The sequence below is a fragment of the Acidithiobacillus concretivorus genome, from assembly GCF_018853445.1.
GTDB classification, from domain to species: domain Bacteria; phylum Pseudomonadota; class Gammaproteobacteria; order Acidithiobacillales; family Acidithiobacillaceae; genus Acidithiobacillus; species Acidithiobacillus concretivorus.
Genome location: NZ_JABELD010000068.1, coordinates 17,684 through 36,762 on the forward strand (window position 1 = coordinate 17,684; position 19,079 = coordinate 36,762).

The following is a 19,079-nucleotide window of genomic DNA, read 5'->3' on the forward strand; positions in this document are numbered from 1 at the left end:
CGACAAGCGTGCCGTCTGCTGGGGCTAATAGTGCTCTTGATGAGCCCCCTCAGCGCTGCGGCTGCGGTGCCAAGCGCTTGGTTGCAGTTCTGGAGTGCTTATCAGCAGCATTTCATTGATCCCCAGGGCCGGGTCATAGACTGGGTCGAGGGTGGGATCACCACCTCCGAGGGGCAGTCTTATGCCTTATTTTTTGCCTTGGTGAGTAATGAGCCTCAGACATTTGCCCGCATCCTGAGTTGGACTCAGAAAAATCTGGCCCAAGGAAATTTGGCACAGAATCTACCCATTTGGCGCTGGGGCAAACAGGACGACGGCCAATGGGGTCCCCTCAGCGGCAATCACGCCGCCGATTCTGACTTGTGGATTGCTTATGACCTCCTGCAGGCAGGGCGTCTATGGAATAATGAACACTACACCCAAATGGGAAGGTCTTTGGCTCAGCAGATTGCCGCCCAAGAGATTTTGCCCATGAAGGGGGCTGGGCCCATGCTCATTCCCGGAGAAAAATATTTCCGTTTCGGTGCCTCTTTGGTGATCAATCCCAGTTACTTGCCCCCATTTCTGTTGGCCAGCCTTGCCGATGCCCTCCCTGATGGACCCTGGCGGGAGATGTCTAAATACCTGCCGAGAGTTATCGCCAAGACATCTCCCCATGGTTTTTCGCCTGACTGGATTAGCTATAGTCCCGATCGAGGCTACTTCCCAGCTCCGCAAGGCGTGGAAGGACGTTACAATGCGATTAGAGTCTATCTTTGGGCGGGAATGACCAATCCGGATACTCCGGGTGCTAAAGCAGTACTCGATTCCCTCTGGGGAATGGCTTTATACATGAAGACACATGATCTGCCACCGCTACAAGAGAATTATCAATCGGGGCTGGTACAGGGTACGGGACCCAGCGGTTTTTCGGCAGCACTTCTCCCTTTTTTGGTACAGTATAAGATGCCGGAGGCGGCGAAAGTGCAGCTAGCCCGCCTCGAAGCCGAGCGTAGCCCCGCCACGGGACTTTATGGTTATCCACCTGTTCATTACTATAATCAAAATCTGGCTTTGTTCGGGTTGGGTTGGTACAACGGAGCATATCGCTTCAGTCCCCATGGTAACCTGCGACCCTCTTGGGACCGCTTGTCTGCATCCCCTGCAGGGTTTCGACCAGTAACCGATCCGCTGAGTCGACACGGATGAAACCGAGACGTGGATATTCCAGATCACGAATCACGAAAATGGTGATGGTCAGCGCGGCGGAAAAAATGATGACCTGTAACCAGGGAATGCGCTTGTGGTCGGTCATGCCATAGCCTGCCAGCAGGGCAGAAATCCAGGACAGTGCGAAAAGCAGAATATCTATGACTATTGGTGGATGATTTCGGGTGGCGGCAAGGCGGGTGGTGGTAATATCAAACATGGCATTCAATGCACGACTGACCAAGCTTAATATGGCTGTATTGCCGGTGTGTTGGGCCGCCAGGGTCGCTTCTGTCCAGATTTGTTGCTGTAATTGAACGCTACGCTGGTAGGCGTTCAGAGCAGCAGGAGTGTTGGTACCGATGCGCTGATAAGTTTCAAGACGGATTTGCAGATATTGTTGCATTTTTTTGCGTAGAGCCACCTGCTGCGTTGCTGGCAATAACTCTAGCCGCAGATAGGCGGTGCCAACCGCATTGGCTTCCTCGGTAATCAGATCGCGGCGATGTTCAAAGCGTTCGGCGGCACCGGAAAAGGAAAACGCCAACAGTAACCCCAAAAGCCCGAATACGGCCCCGTTCAGTGCCCCGGAACCTCCGTCAGCCCGACTACGTTTGCCGATCTTGAAGCCTATAAAAACGCATAAAATCAAGCCAATAAACAATACCGCAGAGTACACCCATGGATTTAAAAATGGCGGATTCATAAGGTCCTTTGGAAACGGAATGAGAGTCCTGATTAACTGAGGATAGTTTGCCCCATACTGCGCTTTTTCGCTAGAATCCATAGGATTAATTGTTCAGTAAACGCATTATCTGACAGAGGCAGACAATTCATGAAAATTCTGGTAGTGGGTGGTGCGGGTTATATTGGTAGCCACATGGTGAAACGCCTGCTTCAGGGTGGAGCCGAGGTGGTGACTCTGGATAATCTTTCCGGTGGTTATCGTGATGCTGTTAGTGGCGGCACATTTGTTTATGGAGATATAGCGGATACCCGTCTACTGAATCGGATTTTCTCAACGCATTCATTTGATGCGGTCATGCATTTTGCTTCTTATATTCAGGTGGGAGAGTCCGTGCAGGAGCCTGCCAAATATTATCAGAACAATGTCAGTAATACGCTGAATCTTCTGGATGTGATGGTTGCATTTGATGTCAAAAAATTTATTTTTTCTTCTACAGCAGCGATTTTTGGTGAACCTCAATATACTCCCATTGATGAAAATCATCCCAAAGACCCTATTAATCCCTATGGACGAAGTAAGTGGATGGTGGAGCAGGCGCTGTCTGACTACGACCGCGCTTATGGGCTCAAATCTACTTGTTTGCGCTATTTCAATGCGGCAGGGGCAGATCCCGATGGAGAAATGGGTGAGCGTCATGATCCGGAAACCCATCTGATCCCATTGGTGTTACAGGCAGCTTCCGGGCGGCGTGCCCAGATCCGCGTGTTTGGGCGTGATTATGACACCCCCGATGGGACCTGTATTCGTGACTATATCCATGTAACTGACCTGGCTGAAGCACATTGGCTGGCACTGGAACATCTTCTCGCCGGGGGTGATAGTTGCGCTTTTAATCTTGGGAATGGGAATGGTTTTTCGGTACAGGAAGTCATAGATGTTGCCCGGCAGGTGACGAGCAGTACCATTACCTGTGAAGATGAGCCTCGGCGTGCCGGAGACCCCGCCCGCCTGGTAGCGGACTCACGCAAAATCCGGGAACAACTGGGTTGGCAACCTCGCTATGCGGATCTGGCCAACATCATTGCTGATGCCTGGCGTTGGGAGACCCACTAAGGGGCAATCAGCTTAGACAATCAAGCGCCAGGGATGCAGCCTTGGGCATCGACGCTGCCCCCCAGTTTCTGGATGAACTCCGGTGTGCGGTGCACGTCAATTCCGTGCTTCATCTGCATCTCCAGCCCTTTGGCCGTTTTGATGCAGTACAACAGGGCGGGGGTGGCCGTTTCTCCGGTCTGGTGTAAGAGTTGGGTGTTGGCCTTAACCGCTGCCTCGTCTACCGAAGGAATATGACTCAGGGGTTTGGTGCTGCCTTCTTCGGTATGCAAATCAAAGCCTTTTTCGTTATTGGCCCAGGCTTCGGCAGGGTTTTTTGACGCGAGAATGGTTGCCGCCTTGGCTGGGCTGGATGGCTTGAGGAAGCCGACAGGAACCACTTTTACCCGGACCTTGCCTTCGGCGACCGGTTGTTGCAGCGCTTCCCAGAGCAGATGACAGAAAATACAGTTGGGATCCATGAATGCGACCATCAGCGGTCCCGAATGTCCGATGGTAAAACCTGGTGCTGCCAAGGCTGCAGGCGCAATTTTTTCAGCAGGTACTTTAGCAGGTTGAGGCAGGTACTTGTCTGCATAATGTCCGGTGATGTTTTCCTGCTGGGCATTAACTACCGGGCCTAATAACAGATATTTGTCGGCCAGCATCCATAATATGCCCTGTTGGTGCTGGTCCGTTTCAACGACAATACCCGTCAGGCTGTGGACGGGACCAGGAAAGACTTTGGTGACATGGATTTTATCATGGAAATTTTGCTGGACCAGGTGTTCCGCCGGTTTCAGATGAGCGGTGGTGACGTTGGCACAACCTGCAAGCAACATACCTCCAGCCAGTAATGTCGTATTGCGGAACAGTCTGTTTAAAGCCATCTTTTAAAACTCCCACGCTGATTTATTAAGTGCAATTCATTCATACTAGCAAATACTCTTGTTTGTCGCATCCCGATATATCAGGGCCGCTGCAAAGCTCCCTAACCAACGGCCGTTTTAGGTTGATTGCTTGCAGAGCATGGGAATCTCCAGATTATTGTGGGGGCGGTTGAGATGCGCCGACTCCCGATTGGCCGCTTCAGATTTTTGCTCCATTCATGATGTCTCCAGCTTGGTCAATCGTTGATTTGCGGCTATGCTCATGAGATTGGTGCGTTGGGTCAAGTGCTTTGCGGTCTTTTCCAGAAAAACAGGAGGGTGATTGATGGTCATGCAAATACCAGCTCCCCAGCGTGAGCAACCAGATGCCTCTACGCCAGGAATGTCTGTGCTCGCAGGGGGGTGCTTCTGGTGCACCGAAGCCGTTTATCTTGCGCTGGAAGGGGTTACCCGGGTGGTTTCGGGTTATACCGGAGGCGCTCAGGAAACGGCTAACTATCGGGCGGTTTGTAGTGGTACAAGCGGTCATGCCGAAGCAGTGCAAATTCATTTTGATCCGGCGCGTTTATCATTCGGCCGCCTGTTGCAGGTTTTTTTCGCCGTGGCCCATGACCCCACCCAACGCAATCGCCAGGGGAATGATGTGGGGACGCAATATCGCTCGGCCATTTTTGCCGTAAATGCTGCACAACAGCAGATGGCCAATGATTATATTGCAGAACTCAATGCGACAGGATTATTCGGACAAGCGATTGTGACTGAAGTATCTCTTCTGGAAAACTTTTATCCTGCGGAGGGCTATCATCAGGATTATGCCCGCCGTAATCCTGATCAACCTTATATCTGCGCGGTTGCTTTGCCCAAGGTGGAAAAATTGCGGCATACTTTTCCGCAGTATTTCCACGCCAAGGAGTCTTAGGAAATGCCCAATTCATCTGCAGGATATGACTTGACCCCCATTAATGCCAATACCCGTGCCGAAATGGCCAAGGATTTACCCGCTGAAGTTCGTCACGTGTTATTTGAACATGGCACGGAACCGCCGTTTTGTGGGGGCTTGCTCCATGAAAAGGAAGCGGGCAACTATGTGTGTGCTCTTTGCGGTCTGCCCTTGTTCCGCTCAGCCAGCAAATTTGAATCAGGGACCGGCTGGCCCAGCTTTTGGGAGCCTTTCGCCCCCGACCATATCCGCGAATTGACCGACACCAGCTATGGTTGGGTGCGCACGGAAATTCGTTGCGCCCGCTGCGACAGCCATCTGGGTCATGTGTTTCCAGATGGGCCTAAACCCACTGGCCTGCGCTATTGCCTTAATTCCGCCGCCCTCCGGTTTGAACCCGAGGCAGGTTGAGCCTGAGAACAACAGGCAAGAGACATTAGCGCAAAAAGCTTCCTGGCTAACCGTTGTTTTCAGGGTGAATGCGTGCCTGGTTTTCGGGAAGGTTGTCGCGCGTAGCCGCAAAGTTGTCTGCCATTTTCTTTCTGAGTCGAGCAATTTTTTCAGAGCTATGTTCGCGAGAAATGCAGGCATGGTAGGCGTGATGCGCTGTTGCGAGCGCCGAGTCTTCCAGGCCGTGGGTATCCAGATATTTTCCCAAATGACAACGATGAGCGTCACCCAGGCTGGGAAGCTGGCCAAGAATCGCGGGCGCAATCTGATATAAGCTGTCGAATTGCAAATGCGAGGCGTAAGCACCCAACAGGGTTTTAGGCTGATTATTTTGTGGCTGTGGTGCCCAGGCCTGAAGCCAGGGAAGCAATGATTCTGCGGGCATGGGCCGTGCAATGGCATAACCCTGCACACAGTCCACACCAAGAACCGCCAAAGCATCCAGCGTCTCCGGCGTTTCTGCCCCCTCGACCACATAACGCGAACCCATGGACAAGGCCAATGCAGCAACACTGCCGACGAAAATCAGATCACTGGGTTGCTCGGGAATTCCGCGCACCAGACACTGGTCCAGTTTGACTTCATCAACGGCAATTTCTTTCAGACGCAGCAACGAGGCGTAGGCGCTACCCACATCATCCAAAGCAATACGAACCCCTAGAGAGCGAATGGCGGCAATTTTTTCCTGGGCCAGTTGCAGGGACAAAAAATCGCCATTTTCGAGAATCTCCAGAGTTAATTGTTCAGGCGCCAGAGCACTGTCGGCCAGAATAGCCTGTAATTCAGACAAAAAATTGTCTGCAAAGAGAGCGTCCGGGGGAAGGTTAACGGCAACTTCCAGCGTATACCCGGCAAGATGAAGCTGTTGAGCTGTTTGGGTGGCAGTACGCAGCATTTTGCTGGTGAGTATTTGCGCTGCCGTGTTGTCCAGATGGGGAATGAACGTATCGGGAAGAATAATCTCAGTTCCTTGCCGTAAGCGGGCGAGGGCTTCAATACCGATGATGCGACCCGTTGCCAGATGCAGAATTGGTTGATAATAAGCAATCAGGCTCTCATCCTGCTGAAGCCGTGTTAAATACGGCAGATTGGTTTCTCCAGAAAACGTCTCTTCTCCCTGGAAACTGGCCCAAAAACGTTTGCGTTCCGTTTTATTGGCTTTAGCAACATAAAGCGCCTGATCAGCATGACGCAGCAGTATTTCGCTATCCCCTTCGTCAAAGGGGAAAATGGTGATGCCCAGACTTCCACCTATTTTGACCGTGATATTTCCAGGAAGAACATAAGGTCTTTCCAGCGCCTCGGATATCCGGAACATCAGTTTTTCAACATCTTCCATGTTCTGGATGTTTTCCAGAATCAAAGCAAATTCATCGCCGCCCACCCGGGCCACAAAATCGGTCTGCCGAATTGCCTGACCAAGCCGGTTGGCGACTTTTTGCAATAATACATCCCCGGCAGCATGACCATGCTGATCATTAACGGGCTTAAAGTCATCCAGGTCGAGCATGCAGATGCCCAGTAATTTTTCCTCACGTTGGGCACGCTGGATAGCTTCGGGGATTCTATCCAGAAGAGCTACCCGATTGGGCAATCGGGTGAGCGCATCATGACGTGCCATCCAGCTCTGGGCGATGCGTTCCTGATCAATCCGTTTTTTGAGATCCATTTCATCCAGGCCATAACCAATCAGCTTGCCTACCCGGGCAAGCGTGCCCAGGATTTCCTGGTCAAAAATATTGGTTTCGCTGCTGGTAACACCGAGAATCGCCCAGATTTGGCCGTTACGCCGAATCGGGATGGTAGCAACGCTGGCCCAGTTTTGTTGTTCCATCAAATTATGTTGGGCACTTAAAGCCGGATCGTTGCGGTAATCATTGCGGTATTGCAGGCGCTCTGATTGCCAGGTATCCCGCAAGAGGCTGGGACGGTCTGAAAAAAGCTGGATACCCAGACTACCGAGAATCCCGCTCCCGGTACCGGCACCCGCAAGAGCCTTGAAACAGCCATCCAGATCGGGCTTCATGACGTAAGCGGTTTTGAACAAGGTCCTTTCAACAATGTGTTGACAGGTTTTACGGAGCATCTCGGTTTCGGATCGGGCCCGGATCAGAATGTCGCCTTCGGCCAGGAAAGCCCGATAGAGGCTATTTAAGCGATCAATGCGTATTTGTTGTTGGCGGCGACCAATGGCGATGCCCAACATGATAGCAAGGTGGCGTATCAGGTTCTGGCGATTGGGCGCACGGAAAAACCCCGGAATTTTGCTATACAGGGCAATAATGGCGTAAGGCTTGGCATTTACCTTGACGGGAATGGTCACATTGGAACGCCAGCCAAATTTTTGAGAGGCCATTCGCCATGGGTTTGACATCGAATCCGTTTGCCAGTCATCTACATAAATGATTTCACCGCTGCGCCAGGCAGTGCCAGCGGGCCCTTGCCCGTAAGGGCTATCGTCCAGACGAATTTCAACAGTATTCAGATATTCCTGCAATTCTTCACCACTGACCTGATCGCGGAGCAGGTGAATGCCATCTTCAGAATGGCTGATCCAGGCACCATGTAGACCGGGAATAGACATCAACTTGTCGATCATACGACGGACGCTTTCTTCTGGAGTGGCATCGCTGATCAGCAGTAGATCAATACGCTCCAGAATTTTACGTTCTTCCTGGGCGGCGGATTCCATGCCTTGTAATTGTCGGGCCAGATCTGTGGCGAGTCTTTGCAGCAAATATCCGCGTAATTCCGGGGTGTCTTTAAAAAAAGGATTAAGCAGCTCCAGCAGACTGTCACTGTAAAGAGCCATACTGCTGATCAGCCACTCACTTTGAATACCCATTAAAGCGTGAATTTTGCCGATTTCCCGCGATCGCAGTTCAAGATCATCGCCATCGTCCGGCAATAGCAGCGATAAGGCGTGTTTGCATTGTTCTGCTTTCAGCCGGTCTAAGCGCTCATCACCCAGACGCTCCAGTACAACCTTCAACTCCGGGTGTTCGGCGACTTCCGCATAAAATTTTTCGACTGCCTGGGCAATGGCGGCCGTAAAATCGGCTTGGCGATTCTGAAGCAGTGAACTCAGTAAGTTGCGGGACTTTAGGGGAAATGGACTGGGCATGCTTTTCTGTGGGGTTTTTCCAAAGTGGGTAGTGGATCATGAGCAGTCTGGCGAATTTTATTTTTTATTAATTAGCTGAATTTTGCAAAGCTGACAACAGGCCGCTCATTCGCAGGGTTCTGCGGGTGATGGCTTGTTCCAGGATGGCTGTCGTGGCAAACAAGCTGAATTTTTCGCGGGCCCGGGTAATGGCCGTATATAAAAGCTCCCTGCGGATTACCGCACTATCCTGCGCGGGCAGAATCAGCGCCGTATGCTGGAACTCTGAACCTTGGGATTTGTGCACAGTCATGGCCCAGGCGCTTTCACTATATTTGAGGCGGCTGGGGAGTATGGCGCGGGGCCATGAGTCGTTGCCGGGAAAATATACCCGCAACTTGCCTGCGGGGTCGGGCAGGGCGATACCGATGTCACCATTGCTCAGTCCCAACTGGGGATCATTGCGGGTAATCAGGGTAGGGCGTCCGGCGTACCAGAGTCCTTGGGTTTTGAGAACACCGGTTTCCTGCAGATGGTCTTCAATGGCCTGGTTGATTCCGGTAACGCCCCAGGGCCCTTGGCGCAGCGCACAAAGCAGGCGGAACGCGCTATATTGTTCGAGAATCTGCTGTACCCAAAGCGCGTGTTCCTCAATATTTTTGCTGCCAGCCCGGCGGATATTTTCCCAGAGTGGCCGGTAGCCTGAGTGGCTGTCCGCTAGTTGCAGGATCTGCGCAACTTCGGGGGTCTCGCACCATTCGAGCACGGCTTCCTGGTGGAGTGTCTGGATAGCAAGAGACGTTTGTCCCTGTTGCACGGCGTCAGCCAGCGCTCCAATTCCGACGTTAAAGCGATGACTGCGTTGCAGCCGCACCACCCCGCTGGAAAGCGGGTTGCTAGAATGCCGGGCTGTTGCCAGAGTGCAGTTGCAAGTGGTCTCCACCCAGGTGCAGGTTGCGCTGTCATAGGACCCGGTATGCGTGCAAAGATCGGCAAGTACCGCGCCCGCCTCGACGGAAGCCAACTGGTCCTGATCCCCCAGCAAAATCAATTGAGCATGCTCGGGTAGGGCACGCAACAGGGCGGCCATCATTTCCTGATGAATCATGGAGGCTTCATCGACGATCAGTACATCCAGATCCAGGAGATGCTGGCGGTCATGGCGAAACCGTCGAGTGCCGGGACGTGCGCCGAGCAGGTTGTGCAAGGTGCGCGCCGGACCGATGCGCGCAAAGGCAGCAGCCAGATCTTTGGCTTGTTGGCCCAGCGGCGGCAATTGGGCAATGGCGTTGTGCAGGGATTCATTAATGCGCACAGCGGCCTTGCCGGTAGGTGCGGCGAGAACAATTCGCAATGACTCACTGTTGTGCTGTGCCATAAGCAAGGCCATCAGACGCGCTGCTGTGTAGGTTTTGCCCGTACCCGGACCACCGGTGATGATGGTGAAGCGCCCGCGCATGGCCAGCGCACAGGCGATTTTCTGCCAGGGAAGATTTTCCTGCGCACCTGAAGGGTCAGCGGGAAACAGTTGCGTCAACAGTGGGTTCAGTGTTTCTGCCGAGACGGGATTGAGCGCCCTGTGGCTGACCCGTTCTGTCAGTGTCCGGGCGATGCATTGGGCATCGCGCCAATAGCGCCGCAAATACAGGCAGCCCTGGTCCAACACCAGAGGTGTTTCGCTGTTGTCGTCCTGAATTTTCGGGTGGGTGTGGTCGATGTACTCCACCACCCGGCAAGTGCTGAGCAGATCCATCCATTGTTGCGGCTGGGACCATGCTGCGAGGATATGGCGAATTTCCGTAATCAGTTCCGGTGGTCCGCTGAGAAAGCGATCGGGTGCATGAAGAAAAAGGTCGAGCTGTAAACAGGTATGTCCTTCGCCTTCGAGGTGGGCGAGCAGTGCTGCAGCCAGAGGCAAGAGGGCCGGTGCCTGAGGTTCCAGACTGAGCAGAAAACGCGCGAAACTCAGGTCGAGGGCTCGCAACCATTGCGCTTCTGTCCAGTCTTGCAAAACCTGCAGAATGGCTTCGGGATGGGTATGGCGAGTGGCCTGATTCATGATGCGCGTTCTCCGGACGCAAACAACCGGTCCATGTCTGCAATCAGTGCCAGATGAGCGGGCAGATGAAGGATTCCGCGTTGCGGTCCTTCCAGTCCGCGCAAATAAAACAGGAGAGTTCCCCCCAAATGCGTCTGCGGATCATAATTCCTGCCCAGGCGCTGCTGCAATAAACGGTGCAGCGCCAGTTGATACAAACTGGCCTGCAGTTCATAACGATGTTGCAGGGTTTGCTGCTGCATGGCCTGTTCATGGTAATGCTGGTCCTCGCTGCCGAGGACATTGGATTTGTAATCCATGACAAAATATTGACCGGCATCGGCAAATACCAGATCCATGAAGCCGCGCATCATGCCGTGCAGAACGCGATCCGGCAGACGCGGCCGTTGCCATCCGGGAAACAGGTGTTGGGTGCAGAGTTGGTCCAGCTCCTGGCTGCGCAGTGCGGCGCTGGGAAACCAGAAAGCCATTTCACTTTGATAGTGCTGCAGGTTTTCCAGGGTGAGGCCGGATGCCGTGAGGGGCGTCTGGACGATGGTTTGCAGCCATTCCAGGGTGCCTTCTGCCCAGTCGGGCAGACCCGCCTGTTCACAGGCCCGGGCGATGCGTGATGCGTTGCCTTTTTGCAAAACGGCTGTGAACCCTTGCCCCGCGAGGGCTTGCAGTTGGTCATGGAGGAAAGTTCCGGCACGCATTCCTTGTGGGTATTGGTGCCAGATGGCCCCTTGTCGGGCACGTCGCGCACTGAGCGGGGCCGATGAGGAAAGATCACGCACCAGCAGGGAAAAACTGCCTACTCCCCAGGTTTTATCAAAGTGACCATGATAATCGGGAATCCGGCTTTGCGTATTGCTGGTGCTGGCGACCAATGGGGTAACCGGGGTTTCTGTAGACAGGGGATGGATCTGGAGGTTTTCCCTGAGGGTGGCGTTTTGCTGGAGACGGATGAGCAGTTCGGGCAAGGCCATATGGTGGTGCTGATACCCCAATAGATAGGCGATGGCGCTGTGGTCAAAAATGGGCGATTTAGCACTACTGGGTGCCGCCAGTCCCAGGAAGAGGGCATACTCCGCACGGGTCAGCGCCACGTAAAGCAGGCGTAAATCCTCTTGCAGGCGAGCGCGTTCCGTCGCGGCTGTGTCACCCCGCTCCCAAATAATGCGCGCTGCGCCGTCCTCTTCGGCCTGAATATGATAATCCTCAGATTTGTCTTTCCGGTAAGTGGCAATAAACGGCAGAAAAACCAGAGGGTATTGCAAGCCTTTGGCGGCGTGGATGGTGACCACCCGAATCAGCTCGGCATCACTTTCCAGGCGGAGAATGTGGGCATCACTCTGATCATGGCCTGCGGCGATGGCCTCGCGCAAAAAATGAATCAGCGCCTCAGGTCCTTCGCGGGTGGCGCTGGCGCTTTGCAGGAGTTCGCCAAGCTGAAGGAGATTGGTCAGGCGCCGTTCTCCATCAGGGCGGCGCAACAGCTTACGGGCTATGGCAAAGTGGTGGATGCTGTGATGCAACATGGCCAAAATGCCCTGACGCCGCCATCTGCGCGACAAGTCCTGAAAATTGCCCCGTTGTTCTTCCCAGGCATTTTCATCCCGATTGAAAGCATCCAGATCCTGATGAGACAAGTCGAGCAGCGGCAGGGCCAGAGCGACGCGCAGGCGTTGGGTGTTTTCTGGATCAGCAACGGCTTCCAGCCAGAGCAGCAGATGTTGTGCTTCCGGGCTGCTATATACAGATTGTTTTTGCGCGAGGAAAACACTGCGCACGCGTCGCTGTTGCAGGGCGTCGCGGATACAGGCGGCCTCATGGCGGTCACGCACGAGAATGGCGATGTCTCTCCCGCTTACCCGTCGCATTAGCTCAGTGCTTTTCTGACGAAAACCGGTTTCAGGATTGGCGAGTATCTGGACAATGTATTCCGCTGCCTGTTCGGCGGCATACTGTAAATAATCCGCTTTGTTGAAGGTTTCTGCAGCGGCCCAGATGGTCAGGGCGGGCCCGGGTTGCCTGTCGAGTTGCCAATAGTCGTTTTTGCCATTGGCCCGGACGGGCCAATAGGGCAAGGGATTATCGGCACCTGCTTCGGCATAGGCAAATGCACCTTCGGATAGTTCTGCTTCGGCTTCGCTGTAGAGCGCATTAAGTGTGTCCACCAGTGGGTCGCTGGAGCGGAAATTGGTGTCGAGCTGATAGTGCCGGCCGGCGGTGAGGCGTCGTGCCTGCAGATAACTCTGGATGTCGGCGCCGCGAAAACGATAAATGGATTGCTTGGGGTCACCAATGAGCAGCAGGAGGCGCTCGGAGTGGTTGCTTGCGGTGGCGTAAATGGCGTCGAATATCCGGTATTGCAGGCTGGAGGTATCCTGAAATTCATCGACCATGGCCACCGGATACTGACTTTGCAGACGGCTTTTGAGTCGTTCGGCACGGGCCGGATCACTCAGCGCGTCGGCGAGGCGACGTTGATAATCGTGAAAGCTGACCTGATGATGGACGGCTTTGAGGGTTTCCAGTCGCTGCTGAATCCATGCGGCGGCATGACTTTGAATATCATTATGAATTTTTAGGAGTCGGGCCTGGAGCGTGGCCAGCTCGTCAAGAACCGCTTCCAGAATCCGGGCCGAAGGCGGTGCTGCAATGGATCGACCTTTGTTGCAGTTTTCCTGGAGGCTGCTGGCGCGGAGTAACTGACATTTCTCCAGGTTGGCAGGAAGACTTTGTTCGGGGCTGTCCAGCCATTCTTGTAAGGCCTCGAAAACCGTTTCTATGGCTTCTGGCTTATATTTTCCGCCATTGAGCGGGTTGTCTGCCTTGGGACCATTCAGAATCTGGAGTAAGTAGTTCCGCAAGTCTGCCTGCTGATCAGCCCAACGCTGTTTTAACATTTTAATCTGTTGTTGCGGCGCGGTTATGGATTGCGACAGTACCAGCTGCAGAGACCGGGAAGGCTGGTCAAAAATCGCACCGCCAGCTAGCAACGGAGCGACTTTACTCTGGACCTGGTCGGGATCAGCAAACACCGCCAGCACCGGCTCCAGCAGATTTTCCGGGAGTGGATACACCTCCTGCCGCCAGAAGTCGCGGATGGCATCGGCGCGGAGATCATTGTCGTCCTGCAGCAGGCTTTCGCGCAGGTCACTGCCGGTCAGAAAGGCATGCTCACGCAAACTGCGTTGGCACCAGGCATCAATAGTGAAAATGGCACTTTGGTCCATGGCATCGGCGGCCAGAGACAGTCGCCAGGCAGCATGCTGACGTGCGGCTGGCTCTGAATAGTCCTGTAACAAGGTATGCAGAAATGGATCAGCCGGCTGCTGCTCCGGATCACGAAAATACGCGGCCGCCTCCTGCAGACGCTGGCGTATCCGTTCTTTCAGTTCTTGGGTGGCGGCCCGGGTGAAGGTCATTACCAGTATGTTTTCGGGTAGTAGAGGGGCTAGAACGGGCTGGCCGACCTGCCCGTGACCAAGAATCAGGCGTAAGTATAATGCCGCAATGGTCCAGGTTTTTCCGGTGCCGGCACTGGCCTCGATGAGACGACTGCCCCAGAGGGGCATCTCCAGAGGGTTTAGCGCCGTACTCATGGGAGTGGCTCCACTTCCAGTGTTTCCAGCCAGTCGGCAAAGGGATGGTACAGGGCTTCGGCATATTCCTGAAAACCCCACTGCTGAGGACCACAGCGCTGGCTGCTCAAACGGGCAAAATCCGGATAGTCCCGGGCCAGACCAGGATAACGCTGTACTTCTCCGTCGCTATACTGATTCCCTTCATAAATGACAGTGGGGTTGGTATTTTGTAATGCGGCAACCGCTGTTTTCAGGGTGACAGGCAGAGGCTGAAGGAGGCCTTCTCCCCAGAACTTCAGCAAATTTTTGAGGGTGTCGGAGGCCTTTTCACAGGGCTGGGTGCTGTGGATCACGGCATCCTTGCCCAGCACCATGGCGCGGCTGGCAATACCCAAATCTGCGGCCAATAATTGCTGTATCCATATATCTGCCATTTTGTCAGCCTGAATCTGGTTTTTATCATTGAGCAGGCGACTGGCACGGCATTGCAGAAAAGCCCGATGATGCTCGGCATTCAGATACAAAGGCGGAAGCCAGTCATCCAGCAACAGATGTCCCGCTTCATGATAAAGCGCATGGCGTTGATGGTCGGGCTGCCAGCTTTGCATCAGCGTTTGCCAGACGCTGAGAATGGGCGCGGCGCTGCTCCGCAAGGTTTCCGCCTGCCGCTGTCCCAGAATCCCGAAGGCATAATGACCGCTGCGCAGTTGTGCGGCGATTTTTTGCGCAATCACTTGCGGATATTGGGTATGCTCTGCGTTTGTACCTGCTTCCAGGACGGCGTTGAGCAGGCCATATTGATCCAGCCCATTCAGGACAAAAGTTTCATTATCGGCGCTGCCAGCGGGTTCATCCTGAAAAAACGTGTCCAGACGTTGCCGATAAAACGCCCGGGAAGGACAACGAAAAAACTCAATAAAATCTCTCAGCCTTCTGGTGGCTGTTTCGGGAATCGCCAGTGTCTGTTCGGGTGGGGGATTTTCTTCGGAATCAGGGAACCATTCGCGCGCCCAGGTATAGTGTTTTTGTGGATACGCCAGATAGCTGCTGCTGAACGCCTGCAGCGGGTGTTCCAGGGTGATGCGGCGGAGCAGGCGGTTTTTTTCGGGCGCGGGGTCGGCGGCGGGATCTTTAACCGTCCAGCCCTTGGCGATGGCATCGCGCAATTGGCTGATCATTAAGGCGGGCTGACGCGGCTGGTTATTACGCGGGTCCCGACCTGTCCAGCTGATATACAGGATTTGCCGTGCCGCCAACAGAGCTTCCAGCATCAGGTAATGATCATCATCCCGACGTGAGCGGTCACCCGGACGACTCATGCCTGCCAAGGCCATCAAATCATAATCCGGGCGCGGATTGCGACGCGGATAGTCTTCCTCGTTCATGCCCAACAGGCAGATCATGGCATATGGAACCGCCCGCATGGGTAGCAAGGTGCAGAAGGTGACTCCACCACCGAGAAAATGACGATGTAATTCTGGCAGGTTAAGCATGTCCAGCCAGTTGGCGCGAAATACTGCCAAGGGCAGGTCTTCGGCAAAATCCGCCAGGAGGCAATCTTCCTGCCATTGTTGCAGGGCGGTATCCAGTTGTTGAAGAATGTCCCGGTCATCGCTGTCTTCGGTACTGAAAAAGTCCTGGAGCAACTGCCGGGCCGCTTCAGCCCAGGCCTGCGGACTCCGGGCTGTGCGTAGCGTGTGCTGCCAGTTTTCCAGACGTTCCAGCATCTGATTGAGAGGACCCAGCAGTGCCGCGTCGAGCCCCCCGGCCTCGCCATAGGCCTCGATATGGGCGAAGTGACTATCATGACCATTGGCATAACCGAGATTCAGCCGCTGCAGGGCAAAATCTCCGGTGTTTTGCGCGCCGCAGTAAGGCATGCCCAATGCGTGGCGATGTTCTGCCGATAAACCCCAGCGCCATCCAGATTGTTCAAGCCAGGATTCGAGCAGGGGCAGGTCATCGGTTTCTATGCCAAAACGTCGACGAAAGGGCGGGCAATGCAGCAGATCACGGATTTCACTTTGCTGGCAGCGCTGTTCCGGTAATTGCAGCAACCAGTCCAGTGCCTGCAGCAGGGGAGATTCTTCGCGCGCCTGCAAATCCACAATATGGTAAGGAATATAGCGTGCATCTTCGCGATCATACTGATCAAAGGTGGCGCGAATCAGCGGGGCAAAGCGGCTGATTTCCGGGACCATCACAATGATATCCCGAGGCTGCATGGAACCCGTGGCAAGATGGTCCAGAAGCTGGTCATGGAGAACCTGCAACTCGCGCAGGGCGCTGTGGGCGACGTGAAAAACAACAGAATGATCGGTTTCGCAGACTGGCTGACAGTGTTCCGGAGCAATGACTTCCTGCTCGCGGATCAGTACCTGCAGTTGTCTGAGCAGGGTCTGGCCCCGGTCTTCGCTAAACAGGTCAATACGCGGGATGGCCAGCGCGCTTTGTCTGGCCCGGGTATCATCCCATTGCTCCAGCATGTTCAGAAAATCCCGACCCTGGCGACCCCATTGGGCGAGTAATACATTACATTCACTGTGCAGATTTTCGGGAGCTATTTGGCTCAGATCCCGATCCTGGCGCAGGGGCTGGCGGCGTCTTTCGCGGCGCAACAGTTCTCGCCCTGAAATGATGTCCCCCCAATAAAAGCGGCAGGGATTGGGCACGGCGAGAATCACCTGCATGCTTTGCCCCAGTGCAGACAGGGCGCTCAGGCTTTGTTCGGGCAGGGTGGCCGCCCCGAACAGGACGACCCGGCGAGGCAGGGCCGGACGTGGTGTTGCTCCGTTTGTCATGGCCTTCATAAAAGCCTGATGCACTTCGGCCCGGCCCATGACGACGCTTTGATTCTGCAGGTGCAGATCCTGCTGGACAGCCTGCCAGAGTCGAGACTGCCAACGCTGATCTTCGGGTATGCCGACGAGTTGTCCTTGCGCGCTGCGCAACGTATTCCGGCCTTCAGCCCAGTCTTGCAGCCAGTCACTGCGATAAACCTGATATTGATCGAAAAGGTCGGCAATTTGCGCTGCCATCTGCCAGCGGCGTTCCATAGCCGTACTGCTGTTGCCGTTGAGGTAATGCTGCAGGGGAGCAAAATCATGGGCGGATAGCAGTTGCGGAAGTAGTCGCATCAGCCGCCAGGTGAGTGCGGGCTTATCAAGGGGAGAACGACTGGCGACCTGCTCCCGGCCCAGTACTCTGGCGTAACTGTCCCAGAGAAAACGCCCAGGCAGCATGACCTTGACCGCCGCACAAATCCCTTCGTGCTGTGCCAGGGTCCACTGCAGCCATTCGGCAATGCCGTTACTCTGGACCAGAAAAATCTCTTCTTCGAGGGGTTGCAGCGGGTGGCTGCGCAGCCATTCGAGGACGGCATCACGAAGCCATTCCAGACGATCACCGTGGAGGACAATAAAACCGGGCTCCAGGGAGCCGGCCAGTGTTTCAGTCATGTAAGATTCGGCAGTCATGGCTGCTCATAAAGTCGATCATCTGTAGATCCAGCATCTGTTGCAAGAGCCTATGCATTTGTTCTGCAAATGTTTGGGCATTCCCTTCAATCTTCCCGTGATCTAGCCAATGCTTAAAAATGGCGCTCCCGGATTGCGGGGCCGCATCCAGACTGACCAGTATTTGCAGGCTCAAGGCATCAGGCTCCAGCATTTGGACAGCGTCGTCCCGGTCCCGATAAAGGTACAGGGAAACCGGATTCGGGTCGAGAACGGGGGCTGCGGAGAATGTTGGCCGCAATATCAGTTGCTGGACAGGATACGCATACTGAACCAGCGCATGCACCGCGTTCAGCCGCAGCGGGGTGATCCAGGGGTCCTGCGATTCTGATCCGGTGTGCTCTGGGACTGTGTCGGCTTGGGCAACACCCAGAGCCAATTCCAGCCATTCCAGGTGCGCCAGCTCCAGAGCATAAGGCAGATCCTGCTGAAGGCGTTCCGGAGTTTGGCTCAGATAGGCCATAAATTCATCGGGAATCTGCCGAAAAAACGGACTGCGACAGGCATGTTCAGCAATGAACTCATCCCGCCAGCGCACATATTGGGCTTCCCCCAGGCAGCGTATCCACAGGGGAAAACAGGCACGCAGGGCGGCATCAAAATTACCCACCAGAAGTTCCCGGTAAAGATCTACCGCCTGGGCATCCATAAAGCCTGGACGGGGTTGCTGGACCGGATTGCGCAGATGGGCAGTCAGTATCCTCAGTCGGTCCTGTTCGTTGGGCGTATCAGAAATCCGCATGAGCTACTGTTTGCTGTGCAATTTTTTGGGCCTCGCGCAATAAATCCGCCAGAGGCGGGATTTGGTTATCCCATTCCAGCAGAGTGGGCTTGAGGCCAAATTGCTCCCGACTGTGTTGCAGCAGTTTCCATACGGCAGGGTCCACAGCAGCATCGTGGGTATCTATCAGCCAGCCGTTCACATGCTGCTGATGTCCGGCGATGTGTTGATAAACGATGCGTTCTGCCGGCAAAGACTGCAAAAATTCCAAAGCATCGTAGTGGTGGTTGTAACTGTTCACATACAGGTTGTTGAGGTCCAATAACAGGTTGCAGCCAGATTTTGCCAGCAGCCCCAAAAGAAAGTCCTGCTCGCTCATGGTGCTGTGTGCGTAATCACCATAGTAGGCCGTGTTTTCGATAATCAAGGGCATTTTCAGGAAATCCTGGACCTGCATCACCCGCTGCGCGACATATTCCAGCATTTCTTTCGTCAGCGGCAGGGGCAATAAATCGTAAAGTTGACCCCGGTCGGCGCAAAAAGCCAGATGCTCACTGTAGTGCTGAATACCGTGCTCTTGCATGAAGTCGCGCACGGCTTCCAGGAGATCCACATCGAGCGGTTCCGGCCCGCCGATGGATAGGGAAAGACCGTGACAAATAAAAGGGTAGCTATCCGTCAGCTGGCGAAGCTGCTGTTCCGGGCGGCCACCAAAGCCAATCCAGTTTTCAGGAGCCAGTTCAAAAAAACGGACATCACTTTGGGCATGGGCCAGTAAGTCGTCCAGAAACTCCCTGCGCAGGCCAAGGCCAATGGCATTTTCAGGCAGACTGGCGCCAGGTGTTCCCGGCATTTATGCGG

12 protein-coding genes are annotated in these 19,079 nt (G+C 54.4%); 4 read left to right on the top strand and 8 right to left on the bottom strand.

Annotated elements, in window-relative coordinates; all coding sequences use genetic code 11:
* Positions 1-39 precede the first annotated feature (39 nt).
* A complete protein-coding gene (gene bcsZ / locus HJG40_RS09420; protein WP_226857356.1) occupies positions 40-1,188 on the top strand; it encodes a cellulose synthase complex periplasmic endoglucanase BcsZ in 1,149 nt (382 codons plus the stop codon).
* On the opposite strand, the gene HJG40_RS09425 is transcribed toward bcsZ, so the two are convergent.
* The gene (locus HJG40_RS09425; protein ID WP_215863951.1) at positions 1,091-1,894 is read right to left on the bottom strand and encodes a bestrophin-like domain; all 804 of its coding nucleotides are present in this window, start codon (positions 1,892-1,894) and stop codon (positions 1,091-1,093) included. The genes bcsZ and HJG40_RS09425 overlap by 98 nt on opposite strands.
* A 129-nt stretch (positions 1,895-2,023) precedes the next feature.
* Between HJG40_RS09425 and galE the strand changes: the two genes are divergently transcribed.
* Positions 2,024-2,989 (top strand): UDP-glucose 4-epimerase GalE, encoded by a 966-nt coding sequence (galE, locus tag HJG40_RS09430; protein ID WP_215863952.1) that lies wholly within the window; start codon positions 2,024-2,026, stop codon positions 2,987-2,989.
* 20 nt (positions 2,990-3,009) lie between these two features.
* On the opposite strand, the gene HJG40_RS09435 is transcribed toward galE, so the two are convergent.
* The gene (locus HJG40_RS09435; protein ID WP_226857357.1) at positions 3,010-3,858 is read right to left on the bottom strand and encodes a thioredoxin fold domain-containing protein; all 849 of its coding nucleotides are present in this window, start codon (positions 3,856-3,858) and stop codon (positions 3,010-3,012) included.
* A gap of 331 nt (positions 3,859-4,189) precedes the next feature.
* Here HJG40_RS09435 and msrA point away from each other — a divergent pair, with 331 nt between their 5' ends.
* On the top strand, positions 4,190-4,777 hold the full coding sequence (gene msrA / locus HJG40_RS09440; RefSeq protein WP_226857358.1) for a peptide-methionine (S)-S-oxide reductase MsrA: 588 nt from the start codon (positions 4,190-4,192) through the stop codon (positions 4,775-4,777).
* 3 nt (positions 4,778-4,780) lie between these two features.
* Positions 4,781-5,209, top strand: a complete 429-nt coding sequence (msrB, locus tag HJG40_RS09445; protein WP_215863954.1) for a peptide-methionine (R)-S-oxide reductase MsrB — start codon at positions 4,781-4,783, stop codon at positions 5,207-5,209.
* A gap of 46 nt (positions 5,210-5,255) precedes the next feature.
* Here msrB and HJG40_RS09450 read toward each other — a convergent pair whose 3' ends face one another.
* The 6 genes from HJG40_RS09450 to HJG40_RS09475 all read right to left on the bottom strand — a co-directional run bounded on the left by HJG40_RS09450 (position 5,256) and on the right by HJG40_RS09475 (position 19,071).
* A complete protein-coding gene (locus tag HJG40_RS09450) occupies positions 5,256-8,372 on the bottom strand; it encodes an EAL domain-containing protein (protein ID WP_215863955.1) in 3,117 nt (1,038 codons plus the stop codon).
* Positions 8,373-8,439: 67 nt separating this feature from the next.
* Complete coding sequence (recD, locus tag HJG40_RS09455) at positions 8,440-10,410, bottom strand: exodeoxyribonuclease V subunit alpha (RefSeq protein WP_215863956.1); 1,971 nt, start codon at positions 10,408-10,410, stop codon at positions 8,440-8,442.
* Entirely contained in the window at positions 10,407-14,000 is a 3,594-nt protein-coding gene (gene recB / locus HJG40_RS09460) for an exodeoxyribonuclease V subunit beta (RefSeq protein ID WP_215863957.1), read from the bottom strand. The genes recD and recB overlap by 4 nt, the downstream gene beginning before the upstream one ends.
* Positions 13,997-17,458 (bottom strand): exodeoxyribonuclease V subunit gamma, encoded by a 3,462-nt coding sequence (gene recC / locus HJG40_RS09465; protein WP_226857359.1) that lies wholly within the window; start codon positions 17,456-17,458, stop codon positions 13,997-13,999. The genes recB and recC overlap by 4 nt, the downstream gene beginning before the upstream one ends.
* Positions 17,433-18,239, bottom strand: a complete 807-nt coding sequence (locus HJG40_RS09470) for an HvfC family RiPP maturation protein (protein ID WP_215863958.1) — start codon at positions 18,237-18,239, stop codon at positions 17,433-17,435. Before HJG40_RS09470 ends, recC begins: the two co-directional genes overlap by 26 nt.
* Entirely contained in the window at positions 18,226-19,071 is an 846-nt protein-coding gene (locus HJG40_RS09475; RefSeq protein WP_215863959.1) for an MbnB/TglH/ChrH family RiPP precursor modification enzyme, read from the bottom strand. The genes HJG40_RS09470 and HJG40_RS09475 overlap by 14 nt, the downstream gene beginning before the upstream one ends.
* Positions 19,072-19,079: the final 8 nt, after the last annotated feature.

Coding starts and splice junctions, on each gene's coding strand:
- bcsZ (WP_226857356.1), top strand. CDS start 40: ATGAGCCCCCTCAGCGCTGCGGCTGCGGTGCCAAGCGCTTGGTTGCAG.
- recC (WP_226857359.1), bottom strand. CDS start 17,458: ATGACTGCCGAATCTTACATGACTGAAACACTGGCCGGCTCCCTGGAG.
- recB (WP_215863957.1), bottom strand. CDS start 14,000: ATGAGTACGGCGCTAAACCCTCTGGAGATGCCCCTCTGGGGCAGTCGT.
- galE (WP_215863952.1), top strand. CDS start 2,024: ATGAAAATTCTGGTAGTGGGTGGTGCGGGTTATATTGGTAGCCACATG.
- HJG40_RS09425 (WP_215863951.1), bottom strand. CDS start 1,894: ATGAATCCGCCATTTTTAAATCCATGGGTGTACTCTGCGGTATTGTTT.
- HJG40_RS09450 (WP_215863955.1), bottom strand. CDS start 8,372: ATGCCCAGTCCATTTCCCCTAAAGTCCCGCAACTTACTGAGTTCACTG.
- msrB (WP_215863954.1), top strand. CDS start 4,781: ATGCCCAATTCATCTGCAGGATATGACTTGACCCCCATTAATGCCAAT.
- recD (WP_215863956.1), bottom strand. CDS start 10,410: ATGAATCAGGCCACTCGCCATACCCATCCCGAAGCCATTCTGCAGGTT.
- HJG40_RS09470 (WP_215863958.1), bottom strand. CDS start 18,239: ATGCGGATTTCTGATACGCCCAACGAACAGGACCGACTGAGGATACTG.
- HJG40_RS09475 (WP_215863959.1), bottom strand. CDS start 19,071: ATGCCGGGAACACCTGGCGCCAGTCTGCCTGAAAATGCCATTGGCCTT.
- msrA (WP_226857358.1), top strand. CDS start 4,190: ATGCAAATACCAGCTCCCCAGCGTGAGCAACCAGATGCCTCTACGCCA.
- HJG40_RS09435 (WP_226857357.1), bottom strand. CDS start 3,858: ATGGCTTTAAACAGACTGTTCCGCAATACGACATTACTGGCTGGAGGT.